At 64.6% G+C, this 14,778-nt stretch carries 11 protein-coding genes; 5 read left to right on the forward strand and 6 right to left on the reverse strand.

Annotation, left to right across the window (positions count from 1 at the left end):
• Positions 1-102: 102 nt before the first annotated feature.
• Complete coding sequence (hrpA, locus tag LO50_RS00430) at positions 103-4,185, forward strand: ATP-dependent RNA helicase HrpA (protein WP_044313747.1); 4,083 nt, start codon at positions 103-105, stop codon at positions 4,183-4,185.
• A gap of 38 nt (positions 4,186-4,223) precedes the next feature.
• Entirely contained in the window at positions 4,224-5,117 is an 894-nt protein-coding gene (rarD, locus tag LO50_RS00435; RefSeq protein WP_044313748.1) for an EamA family transporter RarD, read from the forward strand.
• A 102-nt stretch (positions 5,118-5,219) separates the two neighbouring features.
• Here the strand turns inward: rarD and LO50_RS00440 are convergent, their stop codons facing one another.
• The 3 genes from LO50_RS00440 to LO50_RS00450 are packed head-to-tail and all read right to left on the reverse strand — an operon-like array spanning position 5,220 to position 8,472.
• The gene (locus LO50_RS00440) at positions 5,220-6,071 is read right to left on the reverse strand and encodes an FHA domain-containing protein (RefSeq protein ID WP_044313749.1); all 852 of its coding nucleotides are present in this window, start codon (positions 6,069-6,071) and stop codon (positions 5,220-5,222) included.
• A gap of 57 nt (positions 6,072-6,128) precedes the next feature.
• Complete coding sequence (locus LO50_RS00445) at positions 6,129-7,676, reverse strand: serine/threonine-protein kinase (protein WP_044313750.1); 1,548 nt, start codon at positions 7,674-7,676, stop codon at positions 6,129-6,131.
• 19 nt (positions 7,677-7,695) lie between these two features.
• Positions 7,696-8,472: a PP2C family protein-serine/threonine phosphatase gene (locus LO50_RS00450; protein WP_041013261.1), complete on the reverse strand. Its 777-nt coding sequence runs from the start codon at positions 8,470-8,472 to the stop codon at positions 7,696-7,698.
• A 290-nt stretch (positions 8,473-8,762) separates the two neighbouring features.
• Between LO50_RS00450 and LO50_RS00455 the strand changes: the two genes are divergently transcribed.
• Positions 8,763-9,902 carry a sensor histidine kinase gene (locus LO50_RS00455; RefSeq protein WP_044313751.1) on the forward strand — a complete coding sequence of 380 codons (1,140 nt, stop codon included), beginning with the start codon at positions 8,763-8,765 and terminating at the stop codon, positions 9,900-9,902.
• 22 nt (positions 9,903-9,924) lie between these two features.
• On the opposite strand, the gene LO50_RS00460 is transcribed toward LO50_RS00455, so the two are convergent.
• Together LO50_RS00460 and LO50_RS00465 are read right to left on the reverse strand one after the other, a co-directional pair.
• Positions 9,925-10,656 (reverse strand): TrmH family RNA methyltransferase, encoded by a 732-nt coding sequence (locus tag LO50_RS00460; protein WP_044313752.1) that lies wholly within the window; start codon positions 10,654-10,656, stop codon positions 9,925-9,927.
• A gap of 11 nt (positions 10,657-10,667) precedes the next feature.
• Entirely contained in the window at positions 10,668-12,305 is a 1,638-nt protein-coding gene (locus tag LO50_RS00465; protein WP_044313753.1) for an NAD(P)/FAD-dependent oxidoreductase, read from the reverse strand.
• 248 nt (positions 12,306-12,553) lie between these two features.
• Between LO50_RS00465 and rlmE the strand changes: the two genes are divergently transcribed.
• A complete protein-coding gene (rlmE, locus tag LO50_RS00470; protein WP_003300908.1) occupies positions 12,554-13,174 on the forward strand; it encodes a 23S rRNA (uridine(2552)-2'-O)-methyltransferase RlmE in 621 nt (206 codons plus the stop codon).
• 74 nt (positions 13,175-13,248) lie between these two features.
• Positions 13,249-13,893 carry an ion channel gene (locus LO50_RS00475; RefSeq protein WP_044313754.1) on the forward strand — a complete coding sequence of 215 codons (645 nt, stop codon included), beginning with the start codon at positions 13,249-13,251 and terminating at the stop codon, positions 13,891-13,893.
• A gap of 65 nt (positions 13,894-13,958) precedes the next feature.
• Here the strand turns inward: LO50_RS00475 and LO50_RS00480 are convergent, their stop codons facing one another.
• Positions 13,959-14,774, reverse strand: a complete 816-nt coding sequence (locus LO50_RS00480) for an alpha/beta fold hydrolase (RefSeq protein ID WP_044313755.1) — start codon at positions 14,772-14,774, stop codon at positions 13,959-13,961.
• Between the last annotated feature and the right edge of the window lie 4 nt (positions 14,775-14,778).

Below are 14,778 nucleotides of genomic sequence, written 5' to 3' on the forward strand. Positions count from 1 at the left end.
CCGCGCCGGCATGCCGGCGCGGTCCCTGCACACCCTTTCCCTTCGGCCGGCCGGGCAAATCTGCGACAATCGCGCCCTTCTCGAATTGCCCCACGGCTGTCCATGACCGACGCAACGCCCGCTATCGATACCCTGCTGAAGAATCTCGACCAGGCCCTGTTCGCTGATCGCCACCGCCTGCGCCGGCAGCTGCACGAGCTGAGAAAGCAGCCGGACGAGGCCAAATTGGCCCAGTGGCTGGAGCGCTTCCAGGCTTCGGTGGCCAAGGTTGAGGCGCGTCGGCAGAGTGTGCCGCGCATTCGCTACGACGATAGCCTGCCAATCGCCGCCAAGCGCGACGAGATCAAGGCCGCGCTGGAAAAACACCAGGTGCTGGTAATCGCCGGTGAGACCGGCTCGGGCAAGACCACCCAGCTGCCGAAGATCTGCCTGGAAATCGGCCGTGGCGTACACGGGCTGATCGGCCATACCCAGCCGCGCCGGCTGGCGGCACGCAGCGTCGCGACTCGCGTGGCCGAGGAAATCGGCACGCCGCTGGGTGAGCTGGTGGGTTATCAGGTGCGCTTCGAGGATCAGAGCAAGGACAGCTCGCTGATCAAGCTGATGACCGACGGCATCCTGCTGGCCGAGACGCAGCATGACCGCTTCCTCGAGCGTTACGACACCATCATCGTCGACGAGGCCCACGAGCGTTCGCTGAACATCGACTTCCTGCTCGGCTTTCTCAAGACCCTGCTGCCGCGGCGGCCGGATCTGAAGGTCATTATCACTTCGGCGACCATCGACCTGCAGCGCTTTTCGGAGCATTTCGACGGTGCGCCCATCGTCGAGGTCTCCGGGCGTACCTACCCGGTGGAAACCTGGTATCGGCCACTGGCGGCGGAGATCGACGAGGATGGCAATCGGGTCGAGGACGACCTGACCGTCGACCAGGGCATCCTCGCCGCGCTGGACGAGATCGCCGCCCACGAGCAGAGCGTCGGCAAGCGCCCCGGCGATGTGCTGGTGTTCCTGCCCGGCGAACGCGAAATTCGCGACGCGGCCGAGGTGCTGCGCAAGGCCAATCTGAAGTTCACCGAGGTGCTGCCGCTATATGCGCGGCTGACGCCGGCCGAGCAGCAGAAGATTTTCCAGCCGCGACCGGGGCGCAAGATCGTGCTGGCCACCAACGTCGCCGAGACTTCGCTGACCGTGCCCGGTATCCGCTACGTGATCGATTCCGGTACCGCGCGCATCAGCCGCTATAGCTACCGCGCCAAGGTTCAGCGGCTGCCGATCGAGGCGGTGTCCCAGGCCAGCGCCAACCAACGCAAGGGGCGCTGCGGGCGGGTGGAGCCGGGTATCTGCATTCGGCTTTACAGCGAGGAAGACTTCCTCGGCCGGCCCGAATTCACCGATCCGGAGATCCTGCGCACCAACCTCGCCGCCGTGATCCTGCAGATGCTGCATTTGCGCCTGGGCGACATCCAGGATTTCCCCTTTATCGAGCCGCCGGATGGCAAGGCCATCAGCGATGGCTTCAACCTGTTGCAGGAACTTTCGGCGGTCAACCGCGAGAATCAGCTGACCCCGCTGGGCCGCCAGCTGGCGCGCCTGCCGATCGACCCGCGACTGGGTCGCATGCTTCTCGAAGCCGCACAGCAAGGCAGCCTGGCGGAGGTGCTTATTGTTGCCAGCGCACTCTCGGTGCAGGACGTGCGCGAACGTCCGGCCGACCGCCAGCAGGCGGCCGACCAGGCCCATGCGCAATGGAAGGACCCGGACTCGGACTTCGCCGCGCTGATCAATCTCTGGCGCGGTTTCGAGGAGAAGCGCCAGGAGCTGGGCTCCAACCCACTGCGCACCTGGTGCCGGAAGAACTTCCTCAACTACCTGCGTCTGCGTGAGTGGCGCGACGCCCATCGTCAGCTGACGCTGATCGCCCGCGAACTCAAGCTTGGTCCGGGCAGGTCGGCGGATGGCTCCGGCCAACCACCGCACGCCGACAAGGCACGTAGGGTGGAAGACGGCGAAGCCTCTTCCACGCGTTCGGCGGTGGCCAGCGCCCAACCCGCACCGACCAAGGACACCAAGGTCAACGTCATCCTCCGTCAGCAGGCCGAAGCCAGCGAGGCCGCGCAGAAGGCCAAGAGCTACGCCGCGGTGCACAAGGCGATCCTCGCCGGCCTGCTCAGCCAGATCGGCAACAAGACCGAGGAGGGCGACTTCCTCGGCGCGCGCCAGCGGCGCTTCTGGGTGCATCCATCTAGTGTGATCGGACGCAGGAAGCCCAATTGGCTGATGGCCGCGGAGCTGGTGGAAACCACCAAGCTGTTCGCGCGCATGGTCGCCAAGATCGAACCGGACTGGATCGAGCCGCTGGCCGGGCATCTGATCAAGAAGAACCACTTCGAGCCGCATTGGGAAAAGAAGCGCGGCCAAGTGGTGGCCTACGAGCAGGTAACGCTTTACGGCATGATCGTCGTCGGCCGCCGCCCGGTGCATTACGGGCCCATCGACCCGCCCGCTGCCCGGGAGTTGTTCATCCGCGAAGGGCTGGTGCGCGGCGAGATGCACAGCCGTGCCCGCGCGCTCAGCGCCAATCGCGAGCTGCTCGAACGCCTCGACGAGCTGGAAGCCAAGGCGCGGCGCCGCGACATCCTCGCCGACGAGGAAACCCTGTTCGACTACTACGATGCGCGCCTGCCGGCGGACATCTACCAGACCGCCAGTTTCGAGAACTGGTACAAACGCGAAAGCGCGAAGAACCCGCAGCTCTTGATCATGCGCGAGGAGGACGTGCTCGCCCGCGAGGCCAGCGAGGTCACCGCCGCGCAGTACCCGGATTACCTGCGCATTGGCGAGCTGCAGTTGCCGCTGGAATACCATTTCGAGCCCAACCACCCGCGCGATGGCGTGACCTTGCGTGTGCCGGCGCCGCTGTTGCCGCAATTGCGCAGCGAGCGGCTCGACTGGCTGGTACCGGGGCTGCTGGAAACCAAGGCGGTGGCGCTGGTGCGCAACCTGCCCAAGGCACTGCGCAAGAATTTCGTACCGGTGCCGGATTTCGTCGGCGCCGCGCTGGCCAAGATCACCTTCGGTGAAGGCGCGCTGCCGCAGGCGCTGGGCCGTGAACTGCTGCGCATGACTGGTGCACGCGTATCGGACGACGCCTGGGCCGAGGCGGCAGCCGGTCTGGAAAGCCATCTGAAGATGAACATCGAGGTGGTCGACGCCCGCGGCAAGTTCCTCGGTGAGGGGCGTGATCTGGCTGAACTCACCGCGCGCTTCGCCGAGGCCAGCCAGGCCGCCCTGGCGCCGCAGCAGCAGAAGGCCGAACAGAAGCCGGTCGAAGCCAAGGGTTTTGCCCAGGTCGCAGAAAAGGCCCAGGCGAAGATGGCCGGGCTGTCGATGACCGTCTATCCGGCGCTGGTGGAAGAGGCAGGGGTGGTCAAGGAAGGCCGTTTCCCGACCCAGGCCGAGGCCGAGTGGCAGCACCGCCGCGCCCTGCAGCGCCTGTTGCTGCAGCAGCTGGCGGAGCCGGCCAAGTACCTGCGCAACAAGCTGCCGGGGCTCACCGAACTGGGCCTGCTCTACCGTGACATGGGCAAGGTCGATGCGCTGGTCGAGGACATCCTGCTGGCCAGCCTCGACAGCTGCATCCTCGACGGCGAAGCCCAGCTACCGCGTGACGGCGCCGCACTGGCGTCCCTGGCCGAGCGCAAGCGCGGCGACTGGACCGCGCATGCCGAACGCCTGGCGCGCCTGACGCTGGAAATACTCAAGCACTGGCACGGCCTGCAGAAGCGCTTCAAGGGCAAGATCGACTTGGCCCAGGCGGTGGCGCTCAACGACATCAAGGCGCAGCTGGGCAACCTGGTCTATCCGGGCTTTGTTCGCGAAACGCCTGCCGAGTGGCTGAAGGAGTACCCGCGCTATCTCAAGGCCATCGAGCAACGCTTCGAGAAGATCGGTGCGCAGCTGCAGCGTGATCGCGTCTGGTCCGGCGAGCTGGCCGGCTACTGGGAGCAGTACCAGACACGCCTGAAGAAGCACCTGCAGGAAGGCAAGCGCGATGCCGAGCTGGCGCTGTATCGCTGGATGCTCGAGGAATATCGCGTCTCGCTCTGGGCACAGCAGCTTGGCACCAGGATGGCGGTTTCGGACAAGCGCCTGAACAAGCAGTGGAGCCAGGTCGAGCCCTGAGGTCGGGGCTGGCACGAATCGTCAATCGCAGGAAGCCCATGGAAACTCGCAACAGGCTGGCGGGCGTCGCCGGCTCGCTCGCCGCATCGACGCTCTTCGCAACGCTGTATTACTACACGTCGCTGCTCGAGCCGCTGAGTGGCCAGCAGATCTACGGCTGGCGCATTCTGCTCACCGCACCCTGCCTGGCGTTGCTACTGCTCGCCATCGGTCGCTGGGGCGAGGTCCGCGAGATCCTTGTGCGCGTACCGGCAGAGGCGCGACTGTGGCTAGCGCTGCCGCTGTCTTCGGCGCTGGTCGGTTTGCAGCTGTGGCTGTTCATGTGGGCGCCGATCAACGGCCACGGGCTGGACGTTTCGCTCGGCTACTTTCTGCTGCCGCTGACACTGGTACTTACCGGGCGCCTGGTTTTCGGCGAAACGATCAGTCGATTGCAACGCCTGGCCTGTCTGCTGGCGGCTGTAGGCGTGGGCAACCAGCTGCTACTGGCTTCGTCACTGTCATGGCCGGTACTCGCCGTTGCCCTGGGCTACCCGTGCTACTTCGTTCTGCGCCGCAAGCTCGGCACCGCCAGTCTTGGCGGGCTCTGGGTCGACCTGGTCATCAGCCTGCCGGTTGCTGCGCTGTTCGTCCTAGGCAGCGGTGACACGTTGAACCTGCTTGCCGGCAATCCCCGCCTGCCATTGCTGATCGCCGGACTGGGCGCGCTCAGCGCGCTGGCGTTGGGGCTGATGATCAACGCCAGCAAATACCTCAGCCTGACCCTGTTCGGCCTGCTCAGCTATGTCGAGCCGGTACTGTTGGTGGTCGTGGCGCTGCTGCTTGGCGAGAGCATCGCGCCGGACCAGTGGCTGACCTACGGGGCGATCTGGGCGGCGATTGTGGTGTTGGTCCTCGAAGGATTGCGGGCGCTGCGTCGGGGACAAGGGTAGCGTTCGGTAGTGATTGATCAGGTGCCGAGGTTTCATCGGGCAGGCGCCGGCTGCTAGGGCAGAAAGCGGCACTGCATGACCGCCGCTCAAGCCTGTTAGTTGCTAGATCATCTGCTGCGCAACCAGCCCGGCGACAATGGCCAGCCCCAGCGCGCCGAGCAGCATGCCAAGGCGCCATGCGGATTTACCTGGCTCACGAGCAGGAGCGGCGGCAACAGGTGCCGCCGTGTGCAGCGGGTTCGGCGTGGCAGGGCGGGGGCGGGAAGGTTTCGGCTGGGCGGCGACCGTGGCGGGCAGGTCGGTGGCGCGAACGAATACGGTAGCGTCTTCGTCGACGACTTCCGGGGTGCTGACCTTGGGCCCGATCACCAGCAGTGTGGTGTTGCCCAGCTGGATCTGGTCTCCCGGCTGCAGCACAGCGGTCGTGACCTTCTCGCGGTTCACCAGCAGGCCGTTGGCTGAGGCCAGGTCCTTCACTTCCAGCACATCGCCCTTGAGGTAGAACTCGGCGTGGCGGCGGGACAGTTCCGCATCGCTGAAGCAGAGCTCGCATTTGACCGAGCGGCCGAAGGTCATCGAGCCGGTGATGTGGTACTTGTGGCCCTGGTTCTCGCCCTTGACCACCTGCAACAGCCAGCGCGGGGCGCTCGCCAGCTTGGTGCCGGCCTTGGCCGGATCGACGATCTGCAGTTCCAGCGCGCCCAGGCGCAGGCGGTCGCCGGAACGAATCTGGTAGCGCTCGCCGACCTTCTCGTCATTGACGTAGGTGCTGCCAGGCGTGCCGAGATCGGTGAGGTAATAGAAGCGGTTTTCCAGCAGCAGTTCGGCGTGAAATGGCGCGACCCCGGCGTCGTTGGCCACCAGCTTGTTGCTGCGGTCCGAGCCGAGGGTGAAGCGTTCATCGGCAAGCCAGACCGGACTTTGGCGATTGTCAGTGAAGTGGATCCTGAGCATGGCGCGGTACCTTTTAGCGGAGCAGGCGACGGTCTGAGCCGAACGGCGCTCGGCGAATTATTGGTTGAATATCCGGTTCCACAGGCGCTTGACCGGGTTGGCCGGCGCTTGCGAGGTCTGCGTGTTGGTCGGCGCGGCGCGTGAGGTGCTGGCCGTTGTGCGTTTCACCGGGCGCGGCGCCCGGGCCTTGGCAACCCGCTGAGCATGCGCGTCGTGCAGTGCGAGCAGGGGCGCATAGTCCGGGGTGGCTTCCAGCCCCTGCTGGATGTACTCCAGCGCCAGGGCGAACTCGCGGCGCCCGTAGGCTGCTTCGGCTAGCTCGACATAACGCTCGCTGACCTGCACCAGCCCGTTGCGGGCCACCTCGTTTTCCGGCAACCAGCCCAGCACCTGCTGGTAGTAGTGCGCCGCGCTGTCTTCGGCGGGTTGCAGCAATTGATCATTTGCCAGCCGTTGCGCCGCCAGTTCCAGTGCCTGGGCGATGCGGGCATCGAGCACGCGGCGTATGCCGTCGAGGGCCTCGGCATTGTCGGAATCCAGGCGCAGGGCCTGGCGGTAGTAGTAGTCGGCATTGTCGAACGCCGGTGCAGTCAGTTGCCCCTCATCCAGGCGTGCCTCGGCGCGGGTCAGGTAGTCGTTGATGCGGCTGTATTGCAGCCACTGGTAGCCGCCGGCGGCCAATGCGGCGACTGTCACGATCAGCGCCGCACCGATCACCGCCCAGCGGCCGATGCCACGACGGCGACGGCGGCGTCTGGTCGGCGCCTCGATGAATGCCGCCGGTGCGATGCGGGTCTGGTCCATGTCCGGCTCGGTGAGCGTGTCGATGGCCGCCAGCAGCTCACGGCAATTGCCGAAGCGCTCGTCCGGCTGCTTGGCCAGCATGCGGTCGAGCAATGGCTGGTAGGGCGCGAGCGCCGGCGGCAGTTGCGGCAAGGGCATCTGCAGGTGATTGAGCACGGTTTGCGGATAGCTGTTGGCGCGGAACGGGTTGGTCCCGGTGAGCATCTCGGCGAGTATCACGCCGAGGCTGTAGATGTCGCTGCGGGCATCGAGTGGCTGGCACTGGGCCTGCTCCGGGCTGCTGTAGGCCGGGCTGCCGACGGCGATGCCGAAGTGCGTGAGCTCGTTATCCAGCTCTACGGCCTTGGCTACGCCGAAGTCGGTGAGCACCACGCTGCCGTCGTCACGGAAGAGGATATTGGCTGGCTTCACGTCTCTATGGACTAGCCCACCGTCGTGCACCACCGCCAGGCCGCCGGCCAGCTGACGGATGATGTCCAGCGCGCGCGATGGTGAGAAGACGATGCCGCGGTGTTGCGCCAGGTCGCCGCCGCCGAGGTATTCCATGGCCAGGTAGTGCCGGCCATCGGCGATCTGGCCGATGTCGTGGATGGTGATGATCGCCGGGTGGCGCAGCGAGGCGACGATATGGCCTTCCTGGATGAAGCGCTCGGTGAACGCTGCATCTTCCGTGCGCAACAGCACCTTGACGGCCACCTCGCGATCCAGCGACAGCTGGGTGGCCAGATAGACCTCGGCCATTCCGCCTTTTCCGAGCCGCTTGTGCAGGCGATAGCCCGGTATTTCCAGCATCCGATGCATTGTAGAAACTCGCGCTTGCTTACGACTTGAGGGGTTTTAACAGCATGTTGATGAAGCGCCGCCCGCGGGACTCGGCCGCCGGGAGGGGGGCGGTGCGGCCGATGACGATGCAGGAGATGTTGTCGCGGCCGCCATGTTCATTGGCCTGGTCGATCAGCTGTTCCACCAGGTTCTCGAGGGTATCGGCAAAGGTGCAGCTGGCATGGATCTGCGCGTCGGTCAGCTCGTTGGTCAGGCCGTCACTGCATAGCAGCAGCAGCTCGCCGGGCTTGAGGGTGCCGCTGTGGGCGCCGACTTCCAGCGGCGCCTCGCGTCCCAGGCAGCGCAGGATGATGTTGCGCCAGGCGTGGCCTTGAGCCTCGGCCGGCTTCAGCTCCCCGGCGTCGATCATCATCTGCACCCAACTATGGTCCCGCGTAAGCTGCTCGATACCGTTGGAGGTGACCAGATAGGCGCGGCTGTCGCCGACCCAGGTGAGTTCGAAGTCGGCACCCGTGAAATGTGCTGCGACCAGCGTGGTGCCCATGCCGTCGTCCACAGCCGCGTCAAGTACTGCCTGGTTGGCGTGCTGAACCGCTGTCTGCAGCGGATTGCCGCCCTCGATCGCCTGCTGCAGCGCAGACAGTGCCAGGCTGCTTGCAACCTCCCCGCATTGATGCCCCCCCATGCCGTCGGCGATGGCCCAGAGCCCCAGCTCCGGCGCGCAGAGCAGTGCATCTTCATTATGGCTGCGCCTGCGCCCTGGCGAGCTTTGCCCGGCGTAGTCCAGCAATGAATCAGAAAGGGTAGGTTGCATGCGAGGGCCTGCGGCACGACGTCGAGCGAGCATGATGCGTGGGGCTTGTAGGGCTGTCATCGACCGGCACCGCGACAAGCGCAAAACTGTTAACTCGCGCAAAGGGCAGCTTTATTTTTCGGCTGTTATCCGCGAATGCTGGTAGCCCGATATGAGCAAGCGCGCTCACGCAAACCGGCCGGCTAAAAGTTACTACTGCTGACGCTGCTTCCCTGTAGTCTCGGCTTCCGCTCCTCACTGACACACCTGTCGTCGCTACAACCATCCGTTTCAGTCACGAGGAGCAAACCATGCGCTTGGCCGATTTCATTCTGGAAAACATCGAACCCATCCTTCAGCAGTGGGAAGACTTCGCCAAGACGATGACACCCGCCGCCAACGGCATGGATTCGGTGGCGCTGCGGGACCATGCGGAGCAGATGTTGCTGGCGATCGCCGCCGATCTGCGCACGGCCCAATCGGTGAAGGCGCGGATCGCCAAATCCCATGGGAAGGCGTCGCCTTCACGAGATGCCACTCCCGCGGAAACCCACGCCGACATCCGCTATTCCTCGGGCTTCACGATCGCGCAGGTCATCGCCGAATACCGGGCATTGCGCACCAGTGTGCTGGTCCTGTGGATGTCGTCCGATGCAGCGTCGAAAGAGCACGAGATTTCCGACATCGTCCGCTTTAACGAAGCGATCGATCAGGCCCTCGCCGAGTCTGTGGTCAGCTATGCGGACGCCGTGGATGCCGCGCGAAATGTCTTTCTCGGCATATTGGGCCACGACCTGCGAAGCCCCCTCGGCGCCATATTGCTGAGTGCTGACGTACTGCTACGCACAGGGGATCTGCCCCCAAAGCCGACCATCAACGTGTCGCGTATCTATACGAGCGTGAAACGCTCCATCAAGATCGTCGGCGACCTGTTGGACTTTACCCGTACGCACTCAGGCGTAGGCATCCCGGTGCGCATGGACAGCGAAGATCTGGCGCTCGCGTGTGAAGGCATGGTTGAAGAGGCGAGGGCGTACAACCCCGACCGACAGATCGTCCTGCAGTCGGAGCCGAGTCTTCCTGGGCAGTTCGATAAATCGCGAATGGAGCAGGTGATTGCCAATCTGATTGGCAACGCCGTCGAGCATGGCGAGGCGGGGACACCGATTACGGTCAGCCTGAAAAGCGATGAGGGGATCGCCGCGCTGACGGTTCACAACGTCGGCCGGCCCATCGCCGAATCGGCAAAAAGCAGCCTCTTCAATCCGATGGTGCGTCACATCCAGAGCGGCAACGCCGAGTACGGTGCGGGTGCGGGGCTCGGCCTTGGACTGTATATCGCATCCGCCATAGTCGATGCTCACCACGGCAGTATCGAGTTCGAGTCGATGGCCGGTAGCGGCACCACGTTCACGGTGCGCATACCCCTGGTCGGCGAGCAGGCTGCATAGTGCAGCCCACCTCAAGCAGCGGCTATCTGCCCAATTCGTACGCGCACATGTTGACTGTTGCCGCCAGATTCAGCGATTCGATGGCGCCACACCCAGGAATCGTGAATGGCTGGGCTTTGAGTGAGGCCAGCTGTTCGCGTGGCACGCCGCGGGCTTCGTTGCCGAACAGGTAGCAATCGAAGGCGCGGAAACTCGCCGATTGCACCGGCTCGCCGCCCATATCCAGGCAGGCGATGCGCTCGAAGCGGGTGTGCAACGAATCCAGTCCAACATCCAGCTCCATCGGCGCATGAAAGATAGCGCCCATGCTCGAACGCACGACCTTTGGGTTGTACGGGTCGACGCTGCCGGGGCTGAGCAGGCAGCGAAAACCACCGAACCACGCCAGCGTGCGCAGTATGGTGCCGAGGTTGCCCGGATCCTGGATTTCATGCAGGTAGATGGCGCGCTCGCCCGCGACGGGCGCAGCAACCGGCGCGCCTATCGCTGGCATCGGCACCAGCGCAACGATGCCTTGGGGGGTTTTGGTATCGGCGATCTGCGCCATCTGGCGATCGCTGATCAGGTGGGTTTTGAACGGGCTTTGCCAGTGCTCGTAGGCGCTGGTCACATACAGCTCGCTGCGTTGCAGCAGCGGGTTATGCAAGGCCGCCTTCTGCAGCTCCAGCACCAGATGCTCGCCCTCCACCAGAAAATGCCCGAACTCGGCCCGGTACTTTTTCTGGTGCAGCTTCTTGATGTCGTCGAGTTTCATCAGGGCGGCGCTCAGTTGCTCTGCACTTCGGTGTGTTCCGCTTCAGCCAGCATCGACTTGGCCAGCGCCTCGGCGACCTTGATGCCATCCACGCCTGCCGAGAGAATGCCGCCGGCGTAACCGGCGCCTTCACCGGCCGGATACAGACCGCGCAGGTTGAGGCTTTGCAACGTCTCGTTGTCACGGGTGATGCGCACCGGCGACGAGGTGCGGGTTTCGATGCCGGTAAGCACCGCATCAGCACGATCAAAGCCGCGGATCTGCTTGCCGAACGCCGGCAGCGCTTCGCGGATGGCCTCGATTGCATACTCGGGCAACGAGGGCGCCAGATCGCCCAGGCGTACGCCCGGTTTGTAGGAGGGTTCGACCTCGCCGAACGCGGTAGATGGCACGCCGCGAATGAAGTCGCCGACCAATTGCGCGGGTGCGCAGTAATCGCTGCCACCCAGCTCATAAGCGCGCGACTCCAGGCGCTCCTGCAGTGCTAAGCCGGCCAGCGGATCGCCAGGGAAATCTTGCTCCGGGTTGATGCCGACGACGATGCCGGCATTGGCATTGCGCTCATTGCGCGAGTACTGGCTCATGCCATTGGTCACCACGCGCCCCGGCTCGGAGGTGGCCGCAACAACGGTACCGCCGGGGCACATGCAGAAGCTGTAGACCGCACGGCCATTCTTGGCGTGGTACACCAGCTTGTAGTCGGCGGCGCCGAGTTCCGGGTGGCCGGCGTACTTGCCCAGCCGGGCCTGGTCGATCATCCCTTGCGGGTGTTCGATGCGGAAGCCGATGGCAAACGGCTTGGCCTCGATGAACACGCCCTGGCGATGCAGCATGCGCACGGTATCGCGGGAGCTGTGCCCCAGCGCCAGCACCACATGGCGACTCTTGATCGTCTCGCCGCTGGCCAGCACCACGCCTTCGAGCTGGCCATCGTTGATCACGAGATCGGTCACTTTGCTCTCGAAGCGTACTTCGCCGCCGAGGGCGATGATCTCCTCGCGCATGGTCGAGACCACACCGGTGAGCCGGAAAGTGCCGATGTGCGGCTTGCTCACATACATGATCTCGGCCGGTGCGCCGGCACGAACGAACTCGTGCACCACCTTGCGCGCGTAGAACTTGGGGTCCTTGATCTGGCTGTAGAGCTTGCCGTCCGAGAACAGCCCCGCGCCGCCCTCGCCGAACTGCACGTTGGATTCCGGCGTCAGGACCTTCTTGCGCCACAGCGCCCAGGTGTCCTTGGTGCGGCTGCGCACATCCTTGCCGCGCTCCAGCACGATGGGCTTGAAGCCCATCTGTGCCAGCAGCAGCGCGGCGAACAGTCCGCAGGGGCCGAAGCCCACCACCAGCGGTCGCTCGCTCAGATTGGCTGGCGCCTGGCCTACCGGGTAGTAGTTGGTGTCCGGAGCTGGACGCACATTGTGGTCATCGGCAAAACGCGCCAGGACGGCCGCCTCGTCGCGGGCCTCCAGATCGATGATGTAGATGAACAGAATGACGCTGTTCTTCTTCCGGGCATCGTAGCTGCGCTTGAATACGGTGAAATTCAGCAGATCGGCGTCTCTGATGTTCAGGCGTTTGACGATGGCCTGGCGCAGCTCATCGGCGGAATGATCGAGGGGCAGGGACAGCTCGTTGATGCGAATCATGGCGGTAATCCTGGCCGGTGACTCCGGCAGAGGAAGAAGAAGGGGCGGGGAGTAGGGCGCGGATTGTACCCGTCGCCGCTCGTGCCTGTCAGGCTGCGCTGATGGCCTTCCACGCCCTGTGTGCTGCGACCAGCGCCCGCGGGGCGGCATTATCGGCTTATAATCGCCGCCACTTTGCGTCCAATGGTTGTGCCTTGCTGCGCCTGTTGGTCCGCGTCTTACCTTGATTCTCCGTGGTTGGCTCTATCATGAAACGATCCAAAAGCAGCCGTCGTTGGCTGGATGAACACGTCAACGATCCCTTCGTCAAACGCGCCCAGAAGGACGGCTTGCGCTCGCGCTCCAGCTACAAGCTGATCGAGCTGAACGAGAAGGACAAACTGATACGCCCCGGCATGCTGGTCATGGACCTCGGCTCCGCTCCCGGTGGTTGGTCGCAAGTGGCCGGCGGTATCGTCGGTGAAAAGGGCAGGGTGCTGGCGACCGACATTCTGCCGATGGGCGGGCTGGATAACGTCGACTTCGTGCAGGGCGACTTCACCGAAGACGCCGTTTTTCAGCAGATCCTCGACATGCTCGACGGCCGGCAGCCCGATCTGATCGTCTCCGACATCGCGCCGAACATCAGTGGCGTCGCCGCCGCCGACCAGGCCGCTTCGATGTACCTGGTCGAGCTGACCCTCGACATGGTTCGCCAGGTGCTCAAGCCCGGCGGCAACTACGTGGTCAAGGTCTTCCAGGGCGAAGGCTCGGACGACTTCCTCAAGGATGTGCGCAGCTCGTTCGAGAAGGTGTCGATCCGCAAACCGGAAGCATCGCGCCCGCGTTCGCGTGAGGTCTATCTGGTGGCGAAGGGTTTCAAGGGCTAAGGGCACTTTCAGTGCCCTGCCGCGCGTTCCGCTCCGGCTACACCCGTGCTGGCTGATACATCGATGGGCAATCAATGCTGACCTACCTCGTGCGTTATCCCTCGGCAGCGCTGCTGTTTGTCCAGCTGCTCGGCATCCTGCTGTACCCCTTCATGGAAAACACACCGCTCGGCCGCGCTGCCTTTGGTGCATTCGGCGTTGTGGTGCTGGTCCTGGCGTTGCGCATCGTCAACCGGAGCCCGACTCTGCATTCGCTGGCGTTCCTGATGGCCGCTGCGATCCTCGGACTGACGCTTGCCGTCGAACTGACAGCCATGCCCGGCCTGCACCTGGCGTTGGTCGTGACCGAGTCGATGTTCTACTTCTACGCGGCGGCTGGCCTGATCGGCTACATGATGGAAGACCAGCGCACGACGACGGACGAACTGTTTGCCGTCGGTGCCACCTTCACGCTGCTGGCGTGGGCGTTCGCCTACGCCTATGCGGCCTGCCAGCTCGTTGCCCCAGGCAGTTTCGTCGCCAACCTGCAGCCGGATGAGCCTCGCTCGTGGATGGAACTGCTGTTTCTCAGCGTCACCGTACTCTCCGGTGTTGGCCTCGGTGACATCCTGCCGCTGCGGCCTGTGGCGCGGGCGCTGGTCATGCTCGAGGAAATTGCAGGGCTGATGTACATCGCCCTGGTCGTCTCGCGGGTAATCGGGCTGACCATCCGCCGTTAATGACGTCTGCTGCAACGCCACCCATTCCGAATGCCCTGTCGCCGAGAGAAACGCCAGGCAAGGCCTTAGCCGATTGCCCGCAAGAACCGTCCAACCCGCTCCAGCACTACGTCCGGCTGCTCGCGATGCGGCACGTGGCCGACGTCGGGCAGCAGCGCCTGTTCGACATGGCCGCCGGCGTGCCGGGCGATCAGTTGCGGGTGGCGTTCGGAGCCGAATTCGTCGTTGTCGCCATGGATGGCCAGTGCCGGGCAGCGGACTCGAGGCAGGGCGTGGGCGAGGGTCCAGGAGGCGAAGTCGGGCGCGAGCCAGGTGTCGATCCACGCGCTGAGTACCCAGTCGCTGCGCTCGCCGTGGTAGCGGCGCAGGCGTTCGCGCTGTGCGGGGTCGGAGAACCAGCTTCTGGCCTGGCGGATGCCTTCCAGCGTGCGGGGTTCGACGAAGGTGACCGCCGACATCGTGATCATCGCCTGGCAGGCTGCTGGATATTGCGCAGCGCAATGCACCGCCATGCTGCCGCCGACGCTGTGACCGACCACCACAAAACGCTCGATACCCAGATGGTCCAGCACTTGGGCGAAGCCATGCGCGGCTTCATCCTCCACGAAGGTCGGCGCAGGCGGAGCGGTCAAGCGGTCGGAGCGACCGAAGCCCAGCCGGTCATAGGCGACCACCGTGCGGCCGGTAGCCTGGGCGAGCGCGGCGGGGAAATCCTTCCACTGTTCGATGCAGCCGAGCGACTCGTGCAGCAGCAGGATCGGTGCGCAGTTCGGGCGCAGCGCGCCGGCGTCGGGGAACCAGCTGCGGACGAACATCTGCCCATGCGTGCTCTGTACCCAGAGGTCTGCCGGGGCGTTGCCGAGCGTTGCGCTAGTGGTCATGGAG

Origin of the sequence: Stutzerimonas stutzeri, from assembly GCF_000935215.1 — a bacterium.
GTDB lineage: Bacteria > Pseudomonadota > Gammaproteobacteria > Pseudomonadales > Pseudomonadaceae > Stutzerimonas.

Excerpts from the sequence above, each read along its gene's own strand:
- hrpA (WP_044313747.1), top strand. The coding sequence starts at position 103 with ATGACCGACGCAACGCCCGCTATCGATACCCTGCTGAAGAATCTCGAC.
- rarD (WP_044313748.1), top strand. The coding sequence starts at position 4,224 with ATGGAAACTCGCAACAGGCTGGCGGGCGTCGCCGGCTCGCTCGCCGCA.
- LO50_RS00440 (WP_044313749.1), bottom strand. The coding sequence starts at position 6,071 with ATGCTCAGGATCCACTTCACTGACAATCGCCAAAGTCCGGTCTGGCTT.
- LO50_RS00445 (WP_044313750.1), bottom strand. The coding sequence starts at position 7,676 with ATGCATCGGATGCTGGAAATACCGGGCTATCGCCTGCACAAGCGGCTC.
- LO50_RS00450 (WP_041013261.1), bottom strand. The coding sequence starts at position 8,472 with ATGCAACCTACCCTTTCTGATTCATTGCTGGACTACGCCGGGCAAAGC.
- LO50_RS00455 (WP_044313751.1), top strand. The coding sequence starts at position 8,763 with ATGCGCTTGGCCGATTTCATTCTGGAAAACATCGAACCCATCCTTCAG.
- LO50_RS00460 (WP_044313752.1), bottom strand. The coding sequence starts at position 10,656 with ATGAAACTCGACGACATCAAGAAGCTGCACCAGAAAAAGTACCGGGCC.
- LO50_RS00465 (WP_044313753.1), bottom strand. The coding sequence starts at position 12,305 with ATGATTCGCATCAACGAGCTGTCCCTGCCCCTCGATCATTCCGCCGAT.
- rlmE (WP_003300908.1), top strand. The coding sequence starts at position 12,554 with ATGAAACGATCCAAAAGCAGCCGTCGTTGGCTGGATGAACACGTCAAC.
- LO50_RS00475 (WP_044313754.1), top strand. The coding sequence starts at position 13,249 with ATGCTGACCTACCTCGTGCGTTATCCCTCGGCAGCGCTGCTGTTTGTC.
- LO50_RS00480 (WP_044313755.1), bottom strand. The coding sequence starts at position 14,774 with ATGACCACTAGCGCAACGCTCGGCAACGCCCCGGCAGACCTCTGGGTA.